This is a genomic window from Cupriavidus neocaledonicus (genome assembly GCF_000372525.1).
Taxonomy (GTDB): Bacteria; Pseudomonadota; Gammaproteobacteria; order Burkholderiales; family Burkholderiaceae; genus Cupriavidus; species Cupriavidus neocaledonicus.
Genome location: NZ_AQUR01000075.1, coordinates 37075 through 62602, shown reverse-complemented (window position 1 = coordinate 62602; position 25528 = coordinate 37075). Strand labels below are relative to the sequence as shown.

Sequence of the window (25528 nt, the reverse complement as noted above, 5' to 3'; positions counted from 1 at the left end):
AGCACTTTCCGGGTCAGACGCCGAGGTAGCGGTCCAGCGCTTCCGGCTTGCCGGCCAGGTCCGAGGCGGGGCCGGACAGCACCACCCGGCCCTTTTCCAGCACCACGGCACGGTCGGCGTGCGCCAGCACCGAGCGGAAATTGCGGTCGACCACCACCGACGCGATGCCGGTGCTGCGCACGGTGGCGATCACCGCCCAGATCTCGCGCACGATGCGCGGCGCCAGTCCTTCGGTGGCCTCGTCCAGCACCAGGCACTCCGGATTGGTCATCAGCGCGCGGCCGATCGACAGCATCTGCTGCTCGCCGCCGGACAACTGCTGGCCGCCATGCGACAGCCGCTCCTTCAAGCGTGGGAACAGGTCGAGCACGCGCGCCTCGTCCCAGTCGTTGCGGCCATTGCAACCCTTGCGCGCCGCCATCAGCAGATTCTCGCGCACCGACAGGCTGGGGAAGATGCCGCGGCCTTCGGGCACGTAGGCCACGCCCAGGCGCGCCACCTCGAACGGCTGCGCGCGCGAGACCTCGCGCCCGGCCACCAGGATGCGGCCCTGGCGCTGGCGCACATGGCCCAGCAGCGTGCGCAACAGCGTGCTCTTGCCCATGCCGTTGCGCCCCAGCAGCCCGACCGTCTCGCCCGCGCCGACAGTGAAGTCGATGTCGCGCAGCACGTGGCTCGAGCCATACCAGGCGTTGATGCCGGTGGCCTCGATCATCGGCGTCGGCTGTGCCGCAGCGGTGTTGGGCAGGTTCATGCGGCCTCGTCCTCTTCCTCGCCCAGGTAGGCGACCTGGACCTCGTGGTTGGTGCGGATCGCCTCGGGGCTGCCGGTGGCGATCACGGCGCCGTTGACCATCACGGTGATGCGGTCGGCGACCGAAAACACCGCGTCCATGTCGTGCTCCACCAGCAGGATGGCGTGGCCGTCGCGCAGGCCGCGCAGCAGCGCCAGCATCCGCGCCGATTCTTCGGCGCCCATGCCCGCCAGCGGCTCGTCCAGCAGCAGCGCGACCGGCTGCGTGGCCAGGCACATCGCCACCTCGAGCTGACGCTTCTGCCCGTGCGCGAGGTCGCTGGCGCGCCGGTGCGCCAGGTGCTCCAGCCCGGCCCGCTCCATGGCCTCGTCGGCCAGCGTCGCGGCGGTGCGGCAGCCCTGCGCGCTTTCCCACAGCCGCCAGGCGCGCTGCGCGCGCGACTGCGCCGCCAGCCGGCAGTTCTCGCGCACCGTCAGCGGCAGGAAGATGTTGTTGCGCTGGTAGCTGCGCCCCACGCCATGGCGCGCCAGCCGCGGCTGCGACCAGCCGGTCACGTCCTCGCCCTTCAGTCGCAGCCGGCCCGAGGAAGGCGGCAGTTCGCCGGACAGCATATTGATCAGGGTCGACTTGCCGGCGCCATTGGTGCCGATCACGGCGTGGATCTCGTGCAGCGCCAGCGTCAGGTCGACCCCGGCCACGGCGGTCAGGCCGCCGAAGCGCCGGGTCAGCTGCTGCGCCTCGAGGATGGGGGTGGCGGGCGCGCTCATGCGGCCTCCGTATGGCTGCGCGGCTCCGTGGCGGCTTCGTCGGTGCCGGAGCCGGCATCGCCATTGCGCCGGCGCCGGCGCCCGTGCCGCAGCACCGACGGCAGGCTGACCAGCCCGCGCGGCAGCAACGCCACCGCGACAATGATGAAGCCGCCCATCAGCAGCTGCCAGTGCTTGGTCAGCGTGCTGAACCACTCGGCCAGCAGCACGAAGGAGAACGCGCCCAGCACCGCGCCAGCCAGGCTGCCGACGCCACCCAGGATCACCATCAGCATGGCGTTGCCGGACTGGTGCCACGACGCGATTTCCGGATTGACGAAGCCGAACTGGATCGCATAGAGAAACCCGGCCAGCCCCGCCAGCAGCCCGCCCGCGACAAAGGCGCCAAGCTGGTAGCGGTAGGTGGCATAGCCGGCCGCGCGCATGCGCTGCTCGTTGTGGCGGATGCCGACCAGCGCGTGGCCGAAGCGCGAGCGCAGCACCAGCATCAGCACCGCCACGGTCGCCACCAGTCCCAGCCACACCAGCCAGTAGAAGTGCATGGGATCGTTCACCGTCAGCAGATGCTCGCCGGGCACGGGGAATTCCGGGCGGAAGTAGATATAGGTGCCGTCGCTGCCGCCGGCGACCTTGGTGTCGTGGAACACGAAATACACCATCTGCGCGAACGCCAGCGTCACCATGATGAAATACACGCCGCGCGTGCGCAGCACCAGCGCGCCCACCACCAGCGCCAGCGCGGCCGATGCCGCCAGCGCCCCGGCCAGCAGCACCCAGCCGTTGCCGGGCCCGCTCTGCGGCGCCAGCATGGCGGTGGCATAGGCAGCCATGGCGAAGTAGGCGGCATGGCCCAGGCTGACCAGCCCGGTATAGCCGATCAGCAGCTGCAGCGACAGCGCGAAGATCGCCATGATCATCACCTTGCTGAGCAGCTCGATATAGAACTTGTGGCTGTCCGCGGTCAGCAGCAGCGGCAGCCCGGCCAGCACCGCAAAGGCCACCACCCAGCCCAGCGCGGTGGCGAGCGTGGCGTTGCGCGCAGCGTGCCGGCGCGCCGGCAATGTCGTCGGATTCATGTCATCCCGCCTTGAACAGCCCCTGCGGCTTCCACAGCAGGATCACCGCCATCAGCAGGTAGATCAGCACGCCTGCTGCCTCCTGCCAGAACACCTTGCCGAAGGTATCGACAAAGCCCAGCAACAGCGACGCCACCAGCGCGCCCTTGACCGAGCCGATGCCGCCGATCACCACCACCACGAAACAGACGATCAGCACCTGCGCGCCCATGCCGGGATAGACCGACGACACCGGCGCGGCGATCATGCCGGCCAGCACCGCCAGCGCCACCCCCAGCGCAAACACGAAGCGGTACAGCACCGTGATATTGATGCCGAGCGACTGCACCATCTCGCGGTTGGTGGCGCCGGCACGGATCATCATGCCCAGCCGCGTGCGCCGGATCACGTAGTACATCGCCAGCGCCACCACCAGGCAAATGGCGGAGATGAAGAGCCGGTACACCGGGTAAGTCATGTCGTTGCCGATCGGCAGCGCGCCGTCGAGCAGCGCCGGCACCTGCACCCCGTGCACGTCGTCGCCGACCAGGATGCTGCGCAGCTCCTCGAACACCAGGATCAGGCCGTAGGTCATCAGCACCTGCTGCAGGTGGTCGCGCTCGTACAAATAGCTGAAGAAGGCCCACTCGAGCACATAGCCGAACGCCACCGCCAGCACGATGCCGAGCGGAATGGCGATGAACAGGTTGCCGGTCAGTCCGGCCAGCGTGAAGGCCAGGTAGGCGCCAAGCATGTAGAAGCTGCCGTGCGCCAGGTTGATCACGCCCATGATGCCGAAGATCAGCGTCAGGCCGCTGGCGACCAGGAACAGCAGCAGGCCGTACTGGACGCTGTTCAGGCACTGGATGAGGAAGGAGACGATGTCCATGCGGGGCACTTCTGCAAACGACGACAGGATGATGGTTTCGGGTGCGCCAAAGCCGCCCGAACTTGCCACGGCAAGGTGTTCTCCCTCTCCCCTCATGGGGAGAGGGTCGGGGTGAGGGGTGGTTTAGCCAGGAACCACGTCAAGCGGGGCCAGTGGTTCTATAGATCTGCGCGCTCAGCCTTTGACCGGCCTGCCCTCACCCCCTGCCCCTCTCCCGCAGGCGGGAGAGGGGAGCAAACAAGCGGGAATGGAAACGCTTACAGCCTGCACCCGCGCGCCGGATCGGCCAGCGCCTTCACCGCCACCGAACTGACCTTGTTCTCGCGCCCGTCCACCTTGCGCAGGTAGAAGTCCTGCACCGGGTTGTGCGCCTTGGACAGCGTGAAGGTCCCGCGCGGGCTGTCGATCCTGGCGCCGCCCATGGCCTTGTACAGATCGGCCTTGCGCGTCATGTCGCCCTTCACCGCGGTGGCGCCGGCCGCCAGCAGCTGCGCGGCGTCGTAGCCCTGCACCGCGTACACGTCGGGCTGCAGCTTGTAGGTCTTGGCATAGTCCAGGCGGAAATTCTTGTCGCGCGCGTTGGTCAGGCCGTCGGCGTAATGCAGCGTGGTTTCCAGCCCCTGCGCGGCGTTGCCCTGTGCCTCGAGCGTGCCGTCGGTCAGGAAGCCCGAACCATACAGCGGGATCTTGTCCTTCAGCCCGGCCGCGGCCCAGTCCTTGACGAACTTGACCGCGCCGCCGCCGGCAAAGAACACGAACACGGCATCGGGCTTGAGCGACGCCACTTCCGTAATCAGCGCCTGGAACTCGACATTGGGGAACGGCAGGCTCAGCTCCTTCACCACCTTGCCGCCCTTGGCCTCGAACGCTTCCTTGAAGCCCTTGACCGACTGCTCGCCGGCGGCGTATTTCCAGGTCAGCGTCACCACCTTCTTCAGGCCGCGCTCGCCCAGCACCTGGCCCATCGCATAGCCCGGCTGCCAGTTCGAGAACGAGGTGCGGAAGATGTTGGGCCCGCACAGCGGCCCGGTGGCCTCGTCGACGCCTGCGTTGGGGATGATCAGCAGCGTGTTGTTTTCCTTGGCCACCTTGACGATGCCCATCTGCACGCCCGAATGCACCGTGCCGACCACCACGTCGACCTGGTCGCGCTTGACCAGCTTGGTGGCATTCTCCGGCGCCTTGGCCGGATCGGACTCGTCGTCGACCTTGAAGTATTCGATCTCGCGCCCGCCCAGCCTGCCGCCCTGCTGCTGCACGTACATGCGGAAGCCGTTCTCGATGGCGTTGCCCAGCGCGGCATAGGTGCCGGTGTACGGCAGCATGAAACCGACCTTGATCTTGCCGCCGGCGGGGGCGCCTGCCGCAGGGGCCGCAGTCTGCGCGGAAGCGCCGGCCATGGCAAAGACGGTGGCGGCGGCAAGGCAGGCAGGCGCAAGCCTGCGCGATGGGAAGCGACGCATGGTGTCTCCTGGTGGTCAAGCCGGTTGGCTCGCTGGACCGTTGCCGGTCACCCCTGCCCTTGCCACGGGCCGCCGGCGCATCTGGCACCGGGAACCCCTGCGCAATCGACGGGAAGCCGAATTATTTTAGGTTTGAAGTATATGCGTTTATATGCCGAACCGCGGCCAGCGTCAACGGATCTTTTTGGTCGCGATGGGGCGAATGTCCGCATCGCGCGAGTTTAAGCAAGGTGGCCTGGGGGGCATATCGATGGATACCCTCGATCTGCGCCATGGTGCCGTACTCGTCGTCCTCGCCCTGCACCGCCAGCACCGGGCATTGGATGCCGGACAGCAGCGGCCGCAGGTCCCAGTGGCGGAATTCCGGGTCGAGCCAGATATCGTTCCAGCCCCAGAACGCAGAATCGACGTCGGCGTGGTGGCGCGCCAGCCGCTCGCGCAGGTCGGTTTCCAGATAAGCCTGGCGCGTCGCCGCGATGCTGCGCACCGACAGGTCTTCGACCACGATATGCGGCGCCAGCACGGTGAGGCCCGCCACGGCTTGCGGAAAGCTGGCGGCGTGGATCAGCGCGATCGAACCGCCGTCGCTGTGGCCAAGCAGCCAGGGCATGCCGTGCGCGCGTCCGGGTCCGATATCGAGCGCATCGAACAGCGCGGGCAGCGCCTCGCGCGCCTGCCGGTGCATGAAATCGGGGCGCCACTTCTCGTCGTGCGGCCGCGGCGTCGAGCGGCCGTAGCCGTAGCGGGAAAACACCAGCCCGCGGTAATCGCCGGCCGTGCAGAAGTCCAGCGGAAAGTCGCGCCACATGCTGACCGAGCCCAGGCCCTCGTGCAGGAACACCACCAGCGGGCGCTGCGCGCGTTCCGGGCGCAGCCACTGGTACTCGATCTGGATACGGCGGTTGTCGAACGGGATCTCGACCAGGCTGCTGGGCATGGACACCTTGTCTGGTTGCATCGGTTAGAGGAATTCAGCTGCGCGCGGCCTGCTCGCGCTGGCGCAGGCGGAAACGCTGGATCTTGCCGGTCGCGGTCTTGGGCAGTTCCGGCACGCATTCGATCTGGCGCGGATACTTGTACGGCGCCAGCCGCGACTTGATGAAGGCCTGCAGTTCCGCCGCCATGCCGTCGTGCCATTGCTGTCCGGGGCGCAGCACCACGAAGGCCTTGGGCTTGACCAGCTGGTCGGCATCGGTCACGCCGATTACCGCGGCTTCGAGCACGGCCGGATGCTGTGCCAGCGCGGCCTCGACCTCGAACGGCGAGACGTAGATGCCGCCGACCTTGAGCATGTCGTCGCTGCGCCCGGCGTAGGTGTAGTAGCCGTCGGCATCGCACAGGTACTTGTCGCCGCTGCGGGTCCAGGCGCCGACAAAGGTCTCGCGGCTCTTGTCGCGGTTGCACCAGTACATCAGCGCGGCGCTCGGGCCCTTGATGTAGAGCTCGCCGATCTCGCCCGCCGCGCACGGCTGCCCCTGCTCGTCGAGCAGCCTGATTTCGTAGCCGGGGACCGGCACCCCGGTGGTGCCGTAGCGCACTGCGCCCGGCCGGTTCGACAGGAAGATATGCAGCATCTCGGTGGAGCCAATGCCGTCGAGGATGTCGCAGCCGAAATGCGCCAGGAAGCGTTCGCCGATATCGCGCGGCAGCGCCTCGCCGGCCGAGGTGCATATGCGCAGGGCCACCTGCGCGCGCGGCGGCAGCTCGGGTGCGGCCAGCATGCCGGCGAACAGCGTCGGCACGCCGCAGAATACCGTCGGCCTGTGCTCGCGCAGGCGTTTGAACACCGCGGCGGGCGTGGGCCGCTCGGCCATCAGCACGGTCGTGGCGCCGACCGACATCGGGAAGGTCAGCGCGTTGCCCAGCCCGTAGGCGAAGAACAGCTTGGCGGCGGAGAAGACCACGTCGTCCGCGCGGATGCCCAGCACTTGCCGCGCATAGAGGTCGGCGGTATGGAACAGGTTTGCGTGGGTATGCACGGTGCCCTTGGGCCGGCCGGTCGACCCGGACGAGTACAGCCAGAACGCCATGTCGTCGGGACCGGTGTTCGCAGCCGGCGCCGCTGTGCGCGTGCGCGCCAGCATCGCGCCGACGCTGCAGGACGGCGCGGTGCCGGCGTGCGGCGCGGCCTGGATCACGATGGGCGACAGCCCGCTCTTGTCGATCGCGGCCTGCATCACCGGCAGCAGCGGCTCGGACACCACCACCGCCCGCGCGCCGCTGTGTTCCAGCATGTAGGCGTAGTCGTCGGCGGTCAGCAGGGTGTTGACGGCCACCGGCACCACGCCCGCCAGCAGGCAGCCGAGAAACACCAGCGGAAAATCGACCGTATCCAGCGCGCACAGCAACAAGCGCTCTTCCTGGCGCAAGCCGGCCGCGCGCAGCGCGCCGGCGAAGCGGCGGGCCCGGTCGTCGAGTTCGGCGTAGGTCAGCGCGGTGGTGTCATCGCGATAAGCGGTCTTGCCGCCACGGCCGGCCGCGAGGTTGCGCGACAGCAGGTCGTCGGCGGCGTTATAGCGTGACGGCAGCGCCGCAATGGCAGCGGCGCTGCCGGCCGCGGCAAAGGTCGGGGGCGTCATGTCTGCACTCCTCGGGGTCGCGCGCCGCGGCCCGCCACTGCGCGGGCGCGCGCCGGCGCCGGGCCAGTCGCTGTGAGGGGAACCGGCCGGGTTGCAGCCGGGATCCGCTTGTTGATGCATTTTATTTCACATCAACTATTATGCAACCAAGGGAATGCACTATAGGACAGGGTTCGCGGTTGCAGCCGCCTCCGGCACCACTTGGCGCGACCGTGCTGAACGTATAATGCGCCCCTGCTTTTTCCCATGCCTCCTTTGGCCGCACCAACCCCGACCGACACCATGCGCCGCGATTCCGCACCGCTGCCCGCCGCCAGCGCCGCCGAGGCCGACACCCCTGCCGCAACCGCTGCCAACGCCGAACGCGACCCCTACCTGACCCGGCTGGGCGAGCGCATCCGTTCGCTGCGCGCCTCGCGCGGCATGTCGCGCAAGGACCTGGCGCGCGGCGCGGCCGTGTCCGAACGCTACCTGGCCAACCTGGAAACCGGCACCGGCAACGCCTCGGTGCTGCTGCTGCGGCAGGTGGCGCGCGCGCTCGACGTGCCGCTGCCGGTGGTGCTGGCCGAGGTGGACACCCTCAACGACCAGCAGGCGTCGGAGTTCGCGCAGATGGTGCAGTGGCTGGCGCAGCTGCCCGCCAGCGACCTCGCGCGCGTGCGCGAAGCCTGCCGCCATGCGCTGGCGCCAGAGCAGGCGGGCGATGCGCGCCATCGCCGCATCGCGCTGATCGGCCTGCGCGGCGCCGGCAAATCGACGCTCGGGCGCGCACTCGCGGCGGTGCGCGACGTGCCCTTCGTCGAGCTGAATGCCGTGATCGAGCAGGAAGCGGGCGCCAGTTTGTCCGAAATCCACTCGCTGTACGGACAGGCCGCCTACCGCCGCTACGAAATGCGCGCGCTGGAGCGGACCCTGCGCGAACACGACCGCATGGTGCTGGCCACCCCCGGCAGCCTGGTGTCGGAACCGGCCACCTTCAACCTGCTGCTGGCGCAGTGCTACACCATCTGGGTGCGCACCTCGCCCGAAGAGCACATGGCGCGCGTGGTGGCGCAGGGCGACATGCGGCCGATGGAAGGCAACCGCGAGGCCATGGCCGACCTGCGCCGCATCCTCGAAGCGCGCGCGCCGCTGTATGACCGCGCCGACCTCTCGATCGACACCAGCGGCCAGGACGCAGCCACCTCGCTGCAGCAACTGCGCGCCCGGCTGCAGGCCGCGGGCGCCTGAGCCCCGGAGCGCGCCGACAAAGACGTTGCACCGCCAGTCTCCATGCACTATATTTCATCAAAAGCCGCAAGGCACGATAGTGCACTCAGGAGACAGCCATGTCCACGCCGGCAATCGCCCCGCACCACCCCGGCCAGGCAGACGCGCCCGCGCCGGTCACGTTCGAGCGCCATCCCGACCAGTACCGCCACTGGAAGCTGAGCTTCAATGGCCCCGTCGCCACGCTGGCGCTGGATGTCGATGAAGAAGGCGGCCTGCGTCCAGGCTATGCGCTCAAGCTCAATTCCTACGATCTCGGTGTCGACATCGAACTGCACGACGCGCTGCAGCGCATCCGCTTCGAGCACCCCGAGGTCCGCACCGTGGTGCTCACCAGCGCGCGCGAGCGGGTCTTCTGCTCGGGCGCCAACATCTTCATGCTGGGGCAGTCGTCGCACGCGTGGAAGGTCAACTTCTGCAAGTTCACCAACGAGACCCGCAATGCCATCGAGGACGCCAGCCGGCACTCGGGGCTGAAGTTCATCGCCGCCTGCAACGGCACCACCGCCGGCGGCGGCTATGAGCTGGCGCTGGCGTGCGACGAGATCGTGCTGGTCGACGACCGCTCGTCGGCGGTGAGCCTGCCGGAAGTGCCGTTGCTGGGGGTGTTGCCCGGCACTGGCGGCCTCACGCGCGTGACCGACAAGCGTCATGTGCGCCGCGACCACGCCGACATCTTCTGCACCACCACCGAAGGCGTGCGCGGCCAGCGCGCCAAAGACTGGAAGCTGGTCGACGAGGTGGTCAAGCCGGCGCGCTTCGCCGACTACGTGGCCGAGCGCGCCGCGGCGCTGGCGGCCACCAGCGACCGTCCGCAAGGCCACCACGGCGTCACCCTGACGCCGCTGTCGCGCACCGTCGAGCCTGACGGCTATCGCTACGAGACCGTGCGCGTGCACATCGATGCCGCCGCGCGCAAGGCCACGCTGACCGTGTTCGGCCCGGACAAGCACCAGCCCGCCGACCTGGCCGGGGTGGTCGCCGCGGGCGCGCAATGGTGGCCGCTGAAGATGGCGCGCGAACTCGACGACGCCATCCTGACGCTGCGCACCAACCATCTCGACCTCGGCATCTGGGTGCTGAAGACCGATGGCGACCCGGCCGCGGTGATGGCCGCCGATGCCCTGCTGCAGGCGCACGCCGGCCACTGGTTCGTGCGCGAGGCCGTGGGCATGCTGCGCCGCACGCTGGCGCGGCTGGAGGTGTCGTCGCGCAGCCTGATTGCGCTGATCGAGCCCGACTCCTGCTTTGCCGGCACGCTGCTGGAACTGGCGCTGGCCGCCGACCGCAGCTACATGCTGCACCTGCCCGACGCGCCCGACGACGCGCCGCGCGTGTTCGTCTCGCCGCTCAACTTCGGCCACTACCCCATGCCCAACGGCCAGACCCGGCTGGCCGCGCGCTTCTACGGCGACGAGGCCGCGCTGGGCCCGGTGCGCGACCACATCGGCGCGCCGCTGGACGCGCTCAGCGCCGATTCGCTCGGACTGATCACCGCGGCGCCGGACGATATCGACTGGGAAGACGAGATCCGCATCGCGCTGGAAGAACGCGCCAGCCTGTCGCCGGATGCGCTGACCGGGATGGAAGCCAACCTGCGCTTCGGCGGCGCCGAGACCATGGAGACCCGCATCTTCGGCCGGCTCAGCGCCTGGCAGAACTGGATCTTCCAGCGCCCCAACGCGGTCGGCGAGCACGGCGCGCTGAAGGTCTTCGGCAGCGGCAACAAGGCCCGCTTCGACTGGGATCGCGTCTAGCGCGCCCGCAAGACACAGGAGACCAGGACGTGAGCATCGACTACAGCCAGAAGATCCCCAACAACGTCAACCTGTCCGACGACCGTGCGCTGCAGCGCGCGCTGGAGCACTGGCAGCCGGCCTTCCTCGACTGGTGGCGCGACATGGGGCCCGACGGCTCGCACGACTTCGAGGTGTACCTGCGCACCGCGGTGTCGGTCGATCCCGCCGGCTGGGCGCATTTCGACCACGTCCGCATGCCCGACTACCGCTGGGGCATCTTCCTGCAGCCGGCCGACCCCGAGCGCCGCATCCACTTCGGCGAGCACAAGGGCGAAGCCGCGTGGCAGGAGGTGCCGGGCGAGCACCGCGCCAACCTGCGCCGCATCATCGTGACCCAGGGCGACACCGAGCCCGCCTCGGTCGAGCAGCAGCGCCACCTCGGGCTGACCGCGCCCAGCCTGTACGACCTGCGCAACCTGTTCCAGGTCAACGTCGAGGAAGGCCGCCACCTGTGGGCGATGGTGTACCTGCTGCACCGCTATTTCGGCCGCGACGGCCGCGAGGAAGCCGAGGCGCTGCTGGAGCGCCGCTCGGGCGACCAGGACAACCCGCGCATCCTCGGCGCCTTCAACGAACGCACGCCGGACTGGCTGTCGTTCTTCATGTTCACCTACTTCACCGATCGCGACGGCAAGTTCCAGCTGTGCGCGCTGGCCGAGTCCGGCTTCGATCCGCTGGCACGCACCACGCGCTTCATGCTGACCGAGGAAGCGCACCACATGTTCGTCGGCGAATCGGGCGTCTCGCGCGTGATCCAGCGCACCTGCGAGGTCATGCGCGAGCGCGGCATCGAAGACCCGGCCGAGGTGCGCGCCGCCGGCGTGATCGACCTGCCGACCATCCAGCGCTACCTGAATTTCCACTACAGCGTCACCATCGACCTGTTCGGCGCCGACCAGTCGTCGAACGCGGCCACTTTCTACAGCGCGGGCCTGAAGGGACGCTTCGAGGAAGGCAAGCGCGCCGACGATCATCTGCTCAAGGGCGAGGTCTACCGCGTGCTCGAAGTGCGCGACGGCCGCCTCGGCGAGCGCGAGGTGCCGATGCTCAACGCGCTCAACGAAGTGCTGCGCGACGACTACATCAAGGACAGCATGGGCGGCGTGGCGCGCTGGAACAAGGTCATCGAAAAGGCCGGCATCGCGTTCCGGCTGACGGTGCCGCACAAGGCCTTCAACCGCAGGATCGGCACGCTCGCCAACGTCCATGTCTCGCCCGACGGCAGGCTGATCGCGCAAGCCGAATGGAAGGCCAACGAGCGCGACTGGCTGGCGACGGACGAAGACCGCGCCTTCGTCGCCTCGCTGATGGGCCGCGTCACCGAGCCCGGCAAGTACGCCAACTGGATCGCGCCGCCGGCGGTGGGCATCAACCGCCAGCCGCTGGATTTCGCGTATGTGCGCTTCAACTGAAACCAGACATGCCATGGGCGCCCCCGATATCATCAAGCAGCACCTGATCGATCCGGAAATCTGCATTCGCTGCAACACCTGCGAAGACACCTGCCCGATCGACGCCATCACCCATGACGACCGCAACTATGTGGTGCGGGCCGACGTGTGCAACGGCTGCAACGCCTGCCTGTCGCCGTGCCCGACCGGCGCCATCGACAACTGGCGCACCATGCTGCGCGGCCAGGCCTACCCGATCGAGGCGCAGCTGCTGTGGGACGAGCTGCCGGCCGAGGTGCCGCTGCCGGAGCTGGACAGCGCCGACCAGGCGGCGCCGGCCACCGCCGGCAGCGACACCACCGCCGCCGACGACGCCGCGATCCAGGCGGTCGAGACCAGCCGCCATACCTCGCCGCGCGCGCCGTGGTCGGCTGCCCATCCCTATGTCAACCTGCACGGCGTGCGCGCCCCCGTGACCGCCACCGTGGCGGGCAACTACCGGCTCACCGCCGTGGATGCCTCGAGCGACATCCACCATATCGTGCTGGATCTCGGCACTCACTTCTTCCCGATCCTGGAAGGCCAGTCGATCGGCATCCTGCCACCCGGCACCGATGCCGCGGGCAAGCCCCACTACATCCGCATGTATTCCGTCGCCAGCCCGCGCGACGGCGAGCGCCCGGGTTATAACAACCTGGCGCTGACGGTCAAGCGGGTCGAACAGGACCACGACGGCAAGCCGGTGCGCGGCGTGGCGTCCAACTACCTGTGCGACCTGGCCAAGGGCGACACGGTGCAGGTGGTGGGCCCGTTCGGCTCGACCTTCCTGATGCCCAACCACGCCGAGGCCAGCGTGATGATGGTCTGCACCGGCACGGGGTCGGCACCGATGCGCGCCATGACCGAGCGCATGCGCCGCAACCTGGCGCAATTCAGCGGACGCCGGCTGCTGTTCTTCGGCGCGCGCAATGCCGCCGAGCTGCCCTACTTCGGCCCGCTGCTGAAGCTGCCCAGGGACTTCCTCGACATCCACTTCGCCTTCTCGCGCGACCCGGCCACGCCGCGCCGCTACGTCCAGGACGCGATCCGCGAGGCCGCGGGCAGCGTCGCGGCGCTGCTCGGCGACGCCAACGGCCATGTCTATATCTGCGGCCTGAAGGGCATGGAGGAAGGCGTGCTGGCGGCATTTGAAACGGTCTGCGCCGGCGCCGGTCTTAACTGGAAGGCGCTGGAAACCACCATGAAGGCTGAAGGACGGCTGCATATCGAAACCTATTAACCGCGTCCCGGCGACACTGGTGCCGCGTCTCCGGCTTGAATCTGTTCGCTGCCCCTTCCTTTCTGAAATTCATCGGCTATAATCTTTCTGAAGAAACAGGAGCATAGGCGATGCAATCCAGGCGGATTCCGGAAACCGATCCCGCCGGCGGCCCCGACCCCGGCACCACGCTGACCAAGGCGGTCATGCGCGCCGCGGGCTTCCTGGGCATCAGCCAGGCCATGGTGGCAAGCGTGCTGGGCATCAGCACCGCCTCGGTCTCGCGCATGGCGTCGGGCGGCTATGTGCTCGACGCGCACCGCAAGGAATGGGAGTTCGGCGTGCTGTTCGTGCGCCTGTTCCGCTCGCTCGACGCCATCCTCGGCCATGGTGACCAGGCCCGGCTCTGGCTCACCCACGACAACCTCGCGCTGGGCGGCAAGCCGCTCGAGCTGATCCGCACCACCGAAGGCCTGGTCCGTGTCGTTCACTACCTGGACGCCACCCGCGGTCGCATCTGAGCGCCGGCAGTTCGCGCTCACACTGTGGCGGGCGGTGGAAGCCCAGCATGTGGTCTCCACCATGCCGCTGGTCGACAGCCTCGAGGAACAGGCGGTCCTGGAAGCGGTGCTCGACGCCGGCAAACCGGCCGTGCCGGTCGAGGCACGGCATCTGCACTACCTGCTGTTCACCCCGTTCCGCTACCCGCCCTCGCCGTGGGGCTCGCGCTTCCGCGCCAGTCAGGACCCGGGCGTGTTCTATGGCGCCAACGAGATCCGCACCGCCTGCGCCGAGCTGGGCTACTGGCGCTGGCGCTTCCTCAACGACAGCCCGGCGCTGCCCCGCATCGACGCGCGCGCGCAGACGCTGTTCGAAGTGCGCGTCGAGACCTCCGGCGTGGCGCTGGACCAGCCGCCGTTCGACCGGGACCGTGCCGCCTGGACCGATCCGGACAACCACCAGCCCTGCCAGGCGTTCGGCCGCATCGCGCGCGAAGCCGGCCTCGGCATGATCCGCTACACCTCGGTGCGCGACCCGCAGCATGGCGCCTGCGGCGCGGTGCTGACGCCGCGCGCGTTCTCGCACCCGACGCCGCTCGCCACCACCACCTGGATGCTGACCGTGCGCCGCGACCGCGTAATGTGGCAACGCGACGACCTGCAGCAGCGCGACAGCTTCGAGTTCGAGGCCGCACTGTGGCAGCGCACAAGCGATACCCCCGAGGCGCGCTGAACCTCTGCCCCGCCGCGGCAATCTAATCGTTATGGCAAGCGGCAATGCGCATCGCCGGCAGGTTTTGTTAAACAGGTGTTGCATTGCGCAACCAGATGCCATATAATCTTTTCTTCGACGGACGCGGGGTGGAGCAGTTGGCAGCTCGTCGGGCTCATAACCCGAAGGTCGCAGGTTCAAGTCCTGCCCCCGCAACCAACCGCACAGACGCACGTCTGTGATGCCGTCACCGCAGACAAACCCGCCCTTGGCGGGTTTTTTGTTTTGGGTCGCCAGCCGGCATCGCGGCAACTGCGACACTGCCGGTGCATGGTGCACCAGCACTCCTACGGCCCGCCGGAGCGCTTCGCGGGGGTGATACACTTTCGCCATTCTCCCGGACGCCCCTCATGAAATTCTGCTCGAACTGTGGTCATGCGGTCGTATTGCGCGTGCCTGACGGCGACAACCGCCCGCGCAGTGTTTGCGACAACTGCGGCACCATCCACTACGTCAATCCCCGCAACGTGGTCGGCACCATCCCGGTCTGGGAAGACAAGATCCTGCTGTGCAAGCGCGCGATCGAGCCCCGCTACGGCTTCTGGACCCTGCCGGCGGGCTTCATGGAGATCGGCGAGACCACCGCCCAGGCCGCCTCGCGCGAAACGCTGGAAGAAGCCGGCGCGCGCGTGCAGGTGGGCGAGCTGTTCTCGATCCTGAACGTGCCGCATGTGCACCAGGTGCACCTGTTCTACCTGGCCACGCTTGACGACCTGGACGTCGCGCCCGGCGAGGAAAGCCTGGAAGTGAAGCTAGTGGCCGAGGCCGATGTGCCCTGGGATGAACTGGCCTTCCCCACCGTGATCCATACCCTGCGCTGCTTCTTTGCCGACCGCGCCGCCGGCCGGCTGCAGGATGGCAGCTTCCGGCTGCACAGCCTGGACATCGACAAGCCCATGCGCCCGCTGACCAGCCGGGCCACGGTCACCCCCTGAGCGGCGGGCCTGCCGCGTACCGCCCTCCGGCGCAGCCCGCATGATCGCCTGGCTGGACCCGCAAGATCCGTTTCCCCCGGTGGAGCACGCGCTCGGGCCTGATTCCGAGGCGCCCGGGCTGCTGGCCGCCAGCCGCGAGCTGTCGCCGCAGCGGTTGCTGCTGGCGTATCGCCAGGGCATCTTCCCGTGGTATTCGAGCGGCCAGCCGGTGCTGTGGTGGAGCACCGATCCGCGTATGGTGCTGGCGCCGCCGGCGCTGCGGGTCTCGGCCAACCTGCGCAAGGCGCTGCGGCGCGTGCTGCGCGATGCCGACTGGGAAATCCGCGTCGACCATGATTTCGTGGCGGTGATGCGCGCCTGCGCCACCACCCCGCGCGAAGGCCAGGACGGCACCTGGATCACCGACGCCATCGTCGCAGCATACGGCACCCTGCACCGCAACGGCCTGGCCCACTCGGTCGAAAGCTGGTACCGCGGCGAGCGCGTCGGCGGCCTGTATGGCGTGGCGCTGGGGCGGATGTTCTTTGGCGAATCGATGTTTGCGCACCGCACCGACGCGTCCAAGATCGCGCTGGCGGCGCTGTGCGCGTTCCTCGGCAACCACGGCGTGGCGATGATAGACTGCCAGCAGGAAACCGACCACCTGGCCTCGCTGGGTGCGCGCCCCATCCCCCGCGCCGATTTCGTGGCCCATGTGCGCGCGGCAACGGCACAGCCGGCGATCAGTCCGTGGCGGTTCGACAAATCGGTGCTGGAGCGCTGGGCCGGGACACCCGCCGCGCCGGCAGGCTGAATCCCGGCACGGGTGCCGACGCTGACGCTGCGGACCACCGTGCAAACCGCGCCGTCCCGCCCGGAGCCCCCTGAGTCATGAGCAAGCTGAAGGAACTACCGCTGTCCGCGCTGCAGTTCTATGCCACGGCGCCCTACGCTTGCAGCTATCTCGACGGGCGCATGGCGCGCTCCCAGGTGGCCACGCCGGCGCACCTGATCAATGCCGACGTCTACTCGCGCCTGGTGCGCGCGGGCTTCCGCCGCAGCGGCATCTTCACCTACCGGCCGTATTGCGACGATTGCCACGCCTGCACGCCGTGCCGCGTGCAGGTCGACCAGTTCACGCCGGACCGCTCGCAGCGCCGCGCGTGGAACCGCCACCAGCACCTGCAGGCGCTGGTAGCGCCGCTGACCTACGTCGAAGAGCACTATTCGCTGTACCTGCTGTACCAGTCGATGCGCCACGCCGGCGGCGGCATGGACCAGGACAGCCGCGACCAGTACGAGCAGTTCCTGCTGCAGAGCCGGGTCAACTCGCGCCTGGTCGAGTTCCGCGATCCGCCCGGCTCGCCCGAGGCCGGGCGCCTGCGCATGGTCAGCATGATCGACGTGCTCGACGACGGGCTGTCGTCGGTCTACACCTTCTACGACCCGCTCGAGCACAACGCCAGCTACGGCACCTACAACATCCTGTGGCAGATCCGCCAGACCCATGCGCTGGGCCTGCCGCACCTGTACCTGGGCTACTGGATCGCCGACAGCCGCAAGATGGCGTACAAGGCGCGCTTCCGGCCGCTGCAGGTGCTGACCGGCAACCACTGGCATGCGTTCGAGGACGTCGCCGCCGGGGCCGCCGGCACCGAGGAAGCCGCCGCGCCGGTGCCGCCCGCGACGCAGCCCTAGCCTGGCCCGGCCGCGGCCCGCCCCCCGAGGCCGCCCTCGCGGGCGGGCCAGCCGCTACAATGCCGCCCTGGTCCCGACTTCCGCGCCGCCCCGCCGGCCGCCTGCCCACGTGCTCAACGCGCTCTACCCCCTGTTTCGCCCCGCCCTGTTCTCGATGGATGCCGAGGACGCCCATCATTTCACGCTGAACAACCTGCTGCGCGCCCACCGCATGGGCCTGGGCAGCTGCATCGGCAACCGCATCGCCGACGATCCGCGCACGGTCATGGGGGTGCGCTTCCCCAACCCGGTCGGCCTGGCCGCGGGGCTGGACAAGGACGGCGCCTATATCGACGGCCTCGCCGCGCTCGGCTTCGGCTTTATCGAGGTGGGCACGGTCACGCCGCGCGCGCAGCCGGGCAACCCGCGCCCGCGCATGTTCCGGCTGCCGCAGGCCGATGCGCTGATCAACCGCATGGGCTTCAACAACGGCGGCGTCGATGCCTTCGTCGCCAATGTGCAGGCGTCGCGCTGGAAGGCCGAAGGCGGCGTGCTGGGGCTGAATATCGGCAAGAACGCCGATACCCCGATCGAGCGCGCCAACGACGACTACCTGTACTGCCTGGAGCGCGTCTATCCGCACGCCAGCTATGTGACGGTCAATATCTCCTCGCCCAACACCAAGAACCTGCGCCAGCTGCAGGGCGCGAGCGAGCTCGACAGCCTGCTGTCGACGCTGAAGGCCGCGCAGCAGCGCCTGGCCGACCAGCACAAGCGCTATGTGCCGCTGGCGCTGAAGATCGCGCCGGATCTCGACGCCGACCAGATCGGCAATATCGGCGATGCACTGGTGCGCCACAAGATCGACGGCGTGATCGCCACCAACACCACCATCTCGCGCGACGCGGTCAAGGGCCTGCCGCATGCCGACGAGGCCGGCGGCCTGTCCGGGCGCCCGGTGTTCGAAGCCTCGACCCGCGTGGTGCGTGCGCTGCACGGCGTGGTCGGCGACGCGGTGCCGATCATCGGCGTGGGCGGCATCTTCGGCGGCGCCGACGCGCGCGCCAAGACCGACGCCGGCGCCCAACTGGTGCAGCTCTACAGCGGCCTGATCTATCGCGGCCCGGCGCTGGTGCGCGAGTGCGCCACGGCGCTGCGCCGCTAAGCCTGTCGGGCCGCCAACGGCCCCTGGCGCCCGCCCGGCCGATGCGCCACCCGCATCGACCGGGGCGAGGAAAAACCCGGCGCCCCGGTGGCGCGCAACGGCATGAAGATGCGGCCGCCGCAATCAGGGTAATCCACAAGCAAATCCCGGTTCCCGCGCAATTAAATGCGCCTCGATGGCGGATAGCGGGCATCTGACAGCATCGGATGCCCCACTTCCGCATGATGACTGTCCATTTCGTGCGCGGGAAGTGGTATCCTCGCAGGCTTATCGCTGTCGCATCCGACGCGTCCGCGCCCGCTTCCTCCCGCCGCAGGAAGCCGCCGCGCCCGCCCGGACCGGCACCGTGCGCCAGCCGGCGCGCGCGCCAGGACGGCGGACCGAACCATCCGCGGCCGTATCCAATCCAGAACCGAGTTTCGGGGGAGCACACATAATGAAGTCCACCAAGGGTCTCGCAGCATCCAAGTCCATCCTGGGCGGCGCCGTGGCGCTGGCACTGCTGTACGGCGGCGCCGTGCAGGCCCAGACCGTCAAGGTGCTGTCGATCGTCGACCATCCCGCGCTGGACGCCATCCGCGACGGCGTGCGCGCAGAACTGAAGGCGGCCGGCTATGACGCCGACAAGAGCCTGAAGTGGGAATACCAGAGCGCGCAGGGCAACACCGGCACCGCCGCGCAGATCGCCCGCAAGTTCGTCGGCGACAACCCCAACGCCATCGTTGCCATCGCCACGCCGTCGGCGCAGGCCGTGGTCGCCGCCACCAAGACGGTGCCGGTGGTGTACTCGGGCGTGACCGATCCGGTCGCCGCGCAGCTGGTCAAGAGCTGGTCGGCGTCGGGCACCAACGTCACCGGCGTGTCGGACAAGCTGCCGCTGGACAAGCAGGTGGCCCTGATCAAGCGCGTGGTGCCCAAGGCCAAGACCGTGGGCATGGTTTACAACCCCGGTGAAGCCAACTCGGTGGTGGTGGTCAAGGAACTGAGCGCGCTGCTGGCCAAGGAAGGCCTGACGCTCAAGGAAGCCGCCGCGCCGCGCACCGTCGACATCGGGCCGGCCGCCAAGAGCCTGATCGGCAAGGTCGACGTGATCTACACCAACACCGACAACAACGTGGTGTCGGCGTACGAGGCCCTGGTCAAGGTGGCCAACGAATCGAAGATCCCGCTGGTCGCGGCCGATACCGACAGCGTCAAGCGCGGTGCGGTGGCGGCACTGGGCGTCAACTACGGCGACCTGGGCCACCAGACCGGCAAGGTGGTGGTGCGCATCCTGAAGGGCGAGAAGCCGGGCACGATCGCCTCGCAGACCAGCGACAACCTGGAACTGTTCGTCAACACCGGCGCGGCCGCCAAGCAAGGCGTGACGCTGTCCCCGGAGCTGGTCAAGGAAGCCAAGACGGTCATCAAGTAAGCCCAGCCACGCCCTGCCATGCCGCCGCCGCAAGGCGGCGGATGCGCCGGCCAGGCCTACCCGGCGCGGCCGGCCCGACCAGGGCGAGGCGGCCGGCGGCCCCACCCGGGCGAGCCGGGCGCACCGCCCCGAAACCGGCGCCAAGGCAGACGCCGGACCCCGCAACAGGATTCCCCCAATGTCCCTCTTTTCCCTTCTGGGCGCCCTGGAGATCGGCCTGATCTTCAGCCTGGTGGCGCTCGGGGTGCTGATTTCCTTCCGCATCCTCAACTTTCCCGACCTGACCGTCGACGGCAGCTTCCCGCTGGGCGGCGCCGTAGCCGCGACGCTGATCGCCGCCGGCCAGGACCCGTTCCTGGCGACCGTGGTGGCCATCGCCGCCGGCGCGCTGGCCGGCTGGATTACCGGCTGGCTCAACGTGCGCCTCAAGATCATGGACCTGCTTGCCAGTATCCTGATGATGATCGCGCTGTACTCGGTCAACCTGCGCATCATGGGCCGCCCCAACGTGCCGCTGATCACCGAACCCACGCTGTTCACCGTGCTGCAGCCGGAGTGGCTGCCCGACTACGTGCTGCGCCCGCTGGTGCTGTTCGTGGTGGTGGTGGTGGCCAAGGTCGGCCTGGACTGGTTCTTCAGCTCGCAGCTGGGCCTGGCGATGCGCGCCACCGGCGCCAACCCGCGCATGGCCCGCGCCCAGGGCATTGCCACCGGCCGCGCCACGCTGGCCGGCATGGCCCTGTCCAACGCGCTGGTGGCGCTCGCCGGCGCGCTGTTCGCGCAGACCCAGGGCGGCTCCGATATCTCGATGGGCATCGGCACCATCGTGATCGGCCTGGCCGCGGTGATCATCGGCGAGACCATCCTGCCGGCACGCCGGCTGATCTGGACCACGCTGGCGGTGGTGCTGGGCGCCATCCTGTACCGCTTCTTCATCGCGCTGGCGCTGAACAGCGACTTCATCGGCCTCAAGGCGCAGGACCTGAACCTGGTCACCGCCGCGCTGGTGACGATCGCGCTGGTGCTGCCGGCGACGCGCAAGAAGCTGTTTGCCCGCAAGAACGGAGGTGCCTGAGATGCTGCGCGCACAAGACCTGAAGCTCACCTTCAATCCGGGCACCCCGATCGAGACCCGCGCGCTGCGCGGCCTCAGCCTGGAAATCCCGAGCGGCCAGTTCGTGGCCGTGATCGGCTCCAACGGCGCCGGCAAGTCGACCTTCCTGAATGCGATCAGCGGCGACCAGATGGTCGACTCGGGCCGCATCACCATCGATGACACCGATGTCACGCGCAAGCCCGCCTGGGACCGCGCCCACCTGGTGGCACGCGTGTTCCAGGATCCCATGGCCGGCACCTGCGAAGCGCTGACGATCGAGGAGAACATGGCGCTGGCGATGGCGCGCGGCAGCCGCCGCGGCTTCCGCCCGGCGCTGAACCGCGCCGCGCGCGAGCTGTTCCGCGAGAAGCTGCGCCTGCTCAACCTGGGGCTGGAAAACCGCCTGACCGACCGCATCGGCCTGCTCTCCGGCGGCCAGCGCCAGGCGGTCAGCCTGCTGATGGCGTCGCTGCAGCCGTCGCGCATCCTGCTGCTGGACGAGCACACCGCCGCGCTCGACCCGAAGACCGCCGCGTTCGTGCTGGAACTGACCGCGCGCATCGTCGAGGAAAGCAAGCTGACGACGATGATGGTGACGCACAGCATGCGCCAGGCGCTCGACTACGGCCAGCGCACGGTGATGCTGCACCAGGGCCAGGTGGTGCTGGATGTGTCGGGCGACAAGCGCAAGGGACTGGACGTGCCGGACCTGCTCAAGATGTTCGAGCAGACGCGGCACGAGCAGCTGGATGATGATGCGCTGTTGCTGGGGTGAAGGCGCTGGCAAGAAAAAGGGGAGCTTCGGCTCCCTTTTTTTTTGCTGGTTGGCGCTGGCGCGTCCCGCTGTTGCCGATGCTCAGTCGATCGTGATGCGCCGCTGCTTGATCACCGCCGCCCACCGCGTGCTTTCCTTCTGGATCGTCGCCGCCAGCTGCTGCGGCGTGCCGCCCGCCGCGTCCATCCCCAGCGTCGCCAGCTTCTCCTTCAGCGCGGCATCGGCCAGCACCGCGTCGGCGTGCTGGCTGAGCTTGCGCACGACCTCGGGCGGCGTACCCGCCGGCACCATCAACGCATACCACGACACCGCTTCGAACTTGGGGAAGCCCTGCTCGGCAATCGTCGGCAGCTCGGGCAGCACCGTCGAGCGCCTGGCGCTGGCCATGCCCAGCGCGCGCAGCTTGCCCGCCTTGATATAGGGCAGCGCCGCCGACAGCTGCGCAAACATCATTGTCACCTGCCCGCCGACCAGATCGGTCATGGCCGGGCTTACGCCCTTGTAGGGCACGTGGTTCAGCTTGACGCCGGCATCGAGCTGCAGCAGCTCGCCGGCCAGATGCGCCTGGCTGCCGGCGCCGGGCGAGGCGAAGCTCAGCTCGCCCGGCTTCTGCGCGGCCAGCTTGAGCAGTTCCGCCAGCGACCTGGCCGGCGTGGCCGCGTTGACCACCAGCACGTTCTCGGCGGTGGCCAGCATCGCCACCGGCGCCAGGTCGGACGGCTTGTAGGGCAGGTTAGGCATCAGCGTGGGATTCACCGCGATATTGCCGACCGGCACCAGCGCGACGGTGTAGCCGTCCGGCGCGGCCTTGGCCACCATGTCGATACCGATGGTGCCGGCGGCGCCGGCCTTGTTCTCGACCAGCACGCTCTGGCCGGTAGCCTTGGCCAGCCCCTCGCCGACCGCGCGTGCCAGCACGTCGGCCGGCCCTCCCGCAGCAAACGGCACGATCAGGCGTACCGGCTTTGCGGGATAGGCCGGCGGCTGGGCATGGGCCGAGCCCACGCCGAGCCATGTCGCGCAGGCTGCCGCGCAGGCGAACAGGCCATGCACGGCAAGGCGCCGGATATCAGGATGCAATAAAGGCCTTGCAGCGGCATTCACAGCGGATTTCATGACGGTTCCCCCATTGGCAGTGATCAGGCGATGGTTACCCGGCTGCGGCATCGGTCAATGCAAAGCCCAGTCGGTCGGCTTCGTCCGCCATCGCGGACAGGCAGGCATAGTCGGCAGGCTGCACCGCAACGAAGCGCGCCAGCCCCAGCGACGCCAGCAGCGCGGTACCGTCGGCATCCTCGTGCATGCCCAGCAAGGCCGCACGCACGCGCCGGCACTGCCGCGGATCGGCACCCGCCGACGCGACCAGCACCGGGATCGGGGCCGGCGGCGTCAGCGCCAGCGTCTTCAGTTGCGCGGCCAGCGCCGGGTCATAGCGGCGCAGCAGGTCCATCACATAGCTGTCGACGACCCCCGCCTCGGCATCACCGGCAAGCACCGCATCGATGACCTCGCGCGGCGTTGGCGTCACCATGCGCGTGGGCCGGTACAGCGCCTGCCTACCCGGCGGTGCCAGCCGCATCAGGTAGTGGCGCGGCGCGTTATAGCCCGAGTTCGACTCAGGCAACATGCATGCCAGTCGCCCGCCGAAGGTCTGCGCCAGCGACTGCGCCGGCGCATCGGCGCGCACGATGAACTCGGTGAAATAGACCGGCCTGCCGTCGTAGCGTGCCTGCGCCGGAACCGGCGCGGCCAGCAACTGCGGCGTGACCGTCGCGCTCGCATACGGATAGCCGCACATGAACACGCAGCCGCAATCCGGCCGTGCCCACAACGCGCTGACCGGCGCGGGCGCGGCATGCTCGACATACGGCAACGCCACGCCGGCGCGCTCGGACACGCGCGTCAGCAGCGCGCGCCAGGCCGCTTCGGCCTGCGGCGTCACCGCGTACATGCGGGCATTGGCGATCATGCGTACACCAGCTTCTGGCCCAGCCCGCGCTCCCCGGCCTTCTTCAGGATCGCGTGTCCGAGCGCGATATCGCTCAGCGACAGTCCGCGATGCCAGAACAGGTTGGTTTCATCGTCGCTCTGGCGGCCCGGCTTGCGCCCGGCGGCGATCTCGCCGAGTTCGCCGTAGAGGGTCCGTTCCGACAGCTTGCCGGCTTCGACATGCGCGCGCAGCGCGCCGAACATGCCGGCCTTGCACTGGCCCCAGTCGTCCACCACCACCCGCGTCATGATGTCGGTCAGTGACAGCTCGACCGCGCTCATGGTGCCGTAGGGCACGACGAAAGCGCCGGGCTTGATCCACTCGGTCCTGAGCATCGGCGTCGGGCGCTCCAGCCGCGATGCCTCGACCACGATGTCGGCACCGCGCACGCACGACTCCCAGTCATCGGTCACCACGATCTTCTTGCCGAGATCGCGTTCCAGCCGCGCTGCAAAGGCATTGCGACTTTCGGGCCGGCGCGAATGCACTCGGATCTCGTCGAAGTCATAGAGGCTGTCGAGCAGCCGCACGTTCCAGTACGAGGTGCCGCGCGCACCGATATGGCCCAGCACCTTGCTGTCGCGGCGCGCCAGGTGCCTGGCGCCGAGCGCGGTCAGCGCGCCGGTGCGGGCATCGGTGATGAAGGTGGCATCGATCACCGCCACCGGCATGCCGGTGCGCGGATCGAACAGGTTCAGCATGGCCATCTCCGACGGCAGGCCGAGCTTGTAGTTGTCGACGAAATCGCCGACGACCTTGACCCCGGCCAGTCCCAGCGGCGCCACGTAGCCGCGCAGCACGTTGAAATGCCCGTTGAAGGCCGGGTCCGGCATCAGGTGCACGCGCGGCTCGATCACGGTCTGGCCATTGCCCTGCGCCACCAGTGCCTGCTCCACCGCGCCGATGATCTCGGCATCGGTCATTTCCAGCCGCGCGATATCCCGGCCGTTGAGGTAGGTGAGATGAATATCAGCCATACGTTCCCCGCTCTCCAGATCAGTGTGTTGGTGTTGCGATGGAGTTCAGTTTAGGTATGGCGCCATTGACTGTCATATGCTTATATGTCCGCCTGCCTTAACATCAGGTTAATGCCATGAAAATGAACCTGCGCCAGATCGAAGTGTTCCGAGCGGTGATGCTGACCGGCTCGATCAGCGGCGCGTCAAAACTGCTTTATGTGTCGCAACCAGCGATCAGTCGGCTGATGTCGCACACCGAACAGCGGCTCGGCCTCGAGCTGTTCCGGCGCACCAAGGGTCGGCTCTACCCCACGCCGGAAGCGCGCCGGCTGCTGGGCGAAGTCAATGCGGTCTATGAGGGGATCGAGCGCGTCAACGAGATCGCCGAGGACCTCGCCGCCAACCGCACCGGCAGCCTGCGCATCACCTGCAGCCCCAACCTGGGGCAGACCGTGCTGCCGCGCGCGATCGCCAGCTTCCGCGCCGCGCACCCCGCGGTGCGCGTGGTGGTGCGCACGCAGATTCCCGGCAACATGTTGCGCGCGCTGCTATCGGGACAGGTCGACCTGGCGGTGTCGAACATGCCGCTGGTGCATCCCAACCTCGAGGCGCGGCTGCTGGTGAAGAACGAGATCGTGGCGCTGGTGCCGGTGGGGCACCGGCTGGCCGCGCGCAAATGGGTGCGTCCCGCCGACCTGATCGGCGAAGACCTGATCGGCTATGGTCCGGAAGTGCCGTTCGCGCTGCTGGTGCACGAGATGTTCGGCAACGATGGCGACCAGCCCGACATGCGGGTGCAGGTGGAGCAGGCCCATGTGGCGCGCGCGCTGGCGCAGGCCGGCGCCGGCATCGCGCTGGTCGATGCCATGACGGTATTCGGCGCGAACTGGCCCAATATCGTCGCCGTGCCGATCCGCACCAGCGTCAATGCCTCGGTGCAGATCTTCCATGTGCAGACCGAGCCGCTGTCGCGGCTGTCGCTGGAATTCGTCGAGACGCTGACGGGGATGATGAAGCGTTGAAACGCGGCAGCGCTGGTGAG

Annotated in this window: 24 protein-coding genes and 1 tRNA gene; 15 read left to right on the top strand and 10 right to left on the bottom strand. The window is 68.6% G+C overall.

The annotated features are described in order from the left end of the window. Positions 1 to 13 precede the first annotated feature (13 nt). From A3AG_RS0104985 to A3AG_RS0104955, 7 genes are all read right to left on the bottom strand, one after another. Positions 14 to 754, bottom strand: coding sequence for an ABC transporter ATP-binding protein (locus A3AG_RS0104985; RefSeq protein ID WP_018004365.1), 741 nt, complete (start codon positions 752 to 754; stop codon positions 14 to 16). Further along, positions 751 to 1521, bottom strand: coding sequence for an ABC transporter ATP-binding protein (locus tag A3AG_RS0104980; RefSeq protein WP_018004364.1), 771 nt, complete (start codon positions 1519 to 1521; stop codon positions 751 to 753). The genes A3AG_RS0104985 and A3AG_RS0104980 overlap by 4 nt, the downstream gene beginning before the upstream one ends. After that, complete coding sequence (locus A3AG_RS0104975) at positions 1518 to 2597, bottom strand: branched-chain amino acid ABC transporter permease (RefSeq protein WP_018004363.1); 1080 nt, start codon at positions 2595 to 2597, stop codon at positions 1518 to 1520. Before A3AG_RS0104975 ends, A3AG_RS0104980 begins: the two co-directional genes overlap by 4 nt. A gap of 1 nt (position 2598) precedes the next feature. Further along, on the bottom strand, positions 2599 to 3465 hold the full coding sequence (locus tag A3AG_RS0104970) for a branched-chain amino acid ABC transporter permease (protein WP_025582061.1): 867 nt from the start codon (positions 3463 to 3465) through the stop codon (positions 2599 to 2601). 257 nt (positions 3466 to 3722) lie between these two features. Then, positions 3723 to 4928: an ABC transporter substrate-binding protein gene (locus A3AG_RS0104965; RefSeq protein ID WP_018004361.1), complete on the bottom strand. Its 1206-nt coding sequence runs from the start codon at positions 4926 to 4928 to the stop codon at positions 3723 to 3725. Between the two features lie 121 nt (positions 4929 to 5049). Beyond that, positions 5050 to 5865, bottom strand: a complete 816-nt coding sequence (locus A3AG_RS0104960; RefSeq protein WP_026163950.1) for an alpha/beta fold hydrolase — start codon at positions 5863 to 5865, stop codon at positions 5050 to 5052. A 34-nt stretch (positions 5866 to 5899) separates the two neighbouring features. Then, positions 5900 to 7507 carry a benzoate-CoA ligase family protein gene (locus tag A3AG_RS0104955; protein ID WP_018004359.1) on the bottom strand — a complete coding sequence of 536 codons (1608 nt, stop codon included), beginning with the start codon at positions 7505 to 7507 and terminating at the stop codon, positions 5900 to 5902. A 282-nt stretch (positions 7508 to 7789) separates the two neighbouring features. Between A3AG_RS0104955 and A3AG_RS0104950 the strand changes: the two genes are divergently transcribed. The 14 genes from A3AG_RS0104950 to A3AG_RS0104885 all read left to right on the top strand — a co-directional run bounded on the left by A3AG_RS0104950 (position 7790) and on the right by A3AG_RS0104885 (position 21537). Then, positions 7790 to 8737 (top strand): helix-turn-helix transcriptional regulator, encoded by a 948-nt coding sequence (locus A3AG_RS0104950; protein WP_018004358.1) that lies wholly within the window; start codon positions 7790 to 7792, stop codon positions 8735 to 8737. 98 nt (positions 8738 to 8835) lie between these two features. Further along, positions 8836 to 10533 (top strand): 2,3-epoxybenzoyl-CoA dihydrolase, encoded by a 1698-nt coding sequence (gene boxC, locus A3AG_RS0104945; RefSeq protein ID WP_018004357.1) that lies wholly within the window; start codon positions 8836 to 8838, stop codon positions 10531 to 10533. A gap of 29 nt (positions 10534 to 10562) precedes the next feature. Beyond that, entirely contained in the window at positions 10563 to 11987 is a 1425-nt protein-coding gene (gene boxB / locus A3AG_RS0104940) for a benzoyl-CoA 2,3-epoxidase subunit BoxB (protein ID WP_018004356.1), read from the top strand. A 13-nt stretch (positions 11988 to 12000) separates the two neighbouring features. Then, positions 12001 to 13245 (top strand): benzoyl-CoA 2,3-epoxidase subunit BoxA, encoded by a 1245-nt coding sequence (gene boxA / locus A3AG_RS0104935; RefSeq protein WP_018004355.1) that lies wholly within the window; start codon positions 12001 to 12003, stop codon positions 13243 to 13245. 110 nt (positions 13246 to 13355) lie between these two features. Next, positions 13356 to 13745 (top strand): MbcA/ParS/Xre antitoxin family protein, encoded by a 390-nt coding sequence (locus tag A3AG_RS0104930; protein ID WP_018004354.1) that lies wholly within the window; start codon positions 13356 to 13358, stop codon positions 13743 to 13745. Continuing rightward, the gene (locus A3AG_RS0104925; protein ID WP_018004353.1) at positions 13705 to 14457 is read left to right on the top strand and encodes an RES family NAD+ phosphorylase; all 753 of its coding nucleotides are present in this window, start codon (positions 13705 to 13707) and stop codon (positions 14455 to 14457) included. Before A3AG_RS0104930 ends, A3AG_RS0104925 begins: the two co-directional genes overlap by 41 nt. Positions 14458 to 14579: 122 nt before the next feature. Continuing rightward, a tRNA-Met gene (locus tag A3AG_RS0104920) sits at positions 14580 to 14655 on the top strand. 191 nt (positions 14656 to 14846) lie between these two features. Beyond that, the gene (locus A3AG_RS0104915; protein ID WP_018004352.1) at positions 14847 to 15431 is read left to right on the top strand and encodes an NUDIX hydrolase; all 585 of its coding nucleotides are present in this window, start codon (positions 14847 to 14849) and stop codon (positions 15429 to 15431) included. A 40-nt stretch (positions 15432 to 15471) separates the two neighbouring features. After that, the gene (aat, locus tag A3AG_RS0104910; protein WP_018004351.1) at positions 15472 to 16224 is read left to right on the top strand and encodes a leucyl/phenylalanyl-tRNA--protein transferase; all 753 of its coding nucleotides are present in this window, start codon (positions 15472 to 15474) and stop codon (positions 16222 to 16224) included. 77 nt (positions 16225 to 16301) lie between these two features. Then, on the top strand, positions 16302 to 17108 hold the full coding sequence (locus A3AG_RS0104905; protein WP_018004350.1) for an arginyltransferase: 807 nt from the start codon (positions 16302 to 16304) through the stop codon (positions 17106 to 17108). Positions 17109 to 17217: 109 nt separating this feature from the next. Beyond that, on the top strand, positions 17218 to 18252 hold the full coding sequence (locus tag A3AG_RS0104900; RefSeq protein WP_018004349.1) for a quinone-dependent dihydroorotate dehydrogenase: 1035 nt from the start codon (positions 17218 to 17220) through the stop codon (positions 18250 to 18252). Positions 18253 to 18688: 436 nt separating this feature from the next. Beyond that, complete coding sequence (locus A3AG_RS0104895) at positions 18689 to 19666, top strand: ABC transporter substrate-binding protein (RefSeq protein ID WP_018004348.1); 978 nt, start codon at positions 18689 to 18691, stop codon at positions 19664 to 19666. Positions 19667 to 19844: 178 nt separating this feature from the next. Next, positions 19845 to 20741, top strand: a complete 897-nt coding sequence (locus A3AG_RS0104890; protein WP_018004347.1) for an ABC transporter permease — start codon at positions 19845 to 19847, stop codon at positions 20739 to 20741. Position 20742: 1 nt separating this feature from the next. Further along, on the top strand, positions 20743 to 21537 hold the full coding sequence (locus tag A3AG_RS0104885) for an ABC transporter ATP-binding protein (protein WP_018004346.1): 795 nt from the start codon (positions 20743 to 20745) through the stop codon (positions 21535 to 21537). Positions 21538 to 21618: 81 nt separating this feature from the next. Here A3AG_RS0104885 and A3AG_RS0104880 read toward each other — a convergent pair whose 3' ends face one another. Genes A3AG_RS0104880 through A3AG_RS0104870 form a run of 3 tightly spaced genes read right to left on the bottom strand, consistent with a single transcriptional unit; the run spans position 21619 to position 24504 of the window. Continuing rightward, positions 21619 to 22653 (bottom strand): Bug family tripartite tricarboxylate transporter substrate binding protein, encoded by a 1035-nt coding sequence (locus A3AG_RS0104880; RefSeq protein ID WP_051073479.1) that lies wholly within the window; start codon positions 22651 to 22653, stop codon positions 21619 to 21621. A gap of 34 nt (positions 22654 to 22687) precedes the next feature. Continuing rightward, entirely contained in the window at positions 22688 to 23506 is an 819-nt protein-coding gene (locus A3AG_RS0104875) for a phosphate/phosphite/phosphonate ABC transporter substrate-binding protein (protein WP_018004344.1), read from the bottom strand. Continuing rightward, a complete protein-coding gene (locus tag A3AG_RS0104870; RefSeq protein WP_018004343.1) occupies positions 23503 to 24504 on the bottom strand; it encodes an ornithine cyclodeaminase family protein in 1002 nt (333 codons plus the stop codon). Before A3AG_RS0104870 ends, A3AG_RS0104875 begins: the two co-directional genes overlap by 4 nt. Positions 24505 to 24620: 116 nt before the next feature. Between A3AG_RS0104870 and A3AG_RS0104865 the strand changes: the two genes are divergently transcribed. Then, positions 24621 to 25508: a LysR family transcriptional regulator gene (locus A3AG_RS0104865; RefSeq protein ID WP_018004342.1), complete on the top strand. Its 888-nt coding sequence runs from the start codon at positions 24621 to 24623 to the stop codon at positions 25506 to 25508. Positions 25509 to 25528 lie beyond the last annotated feature (20 nt).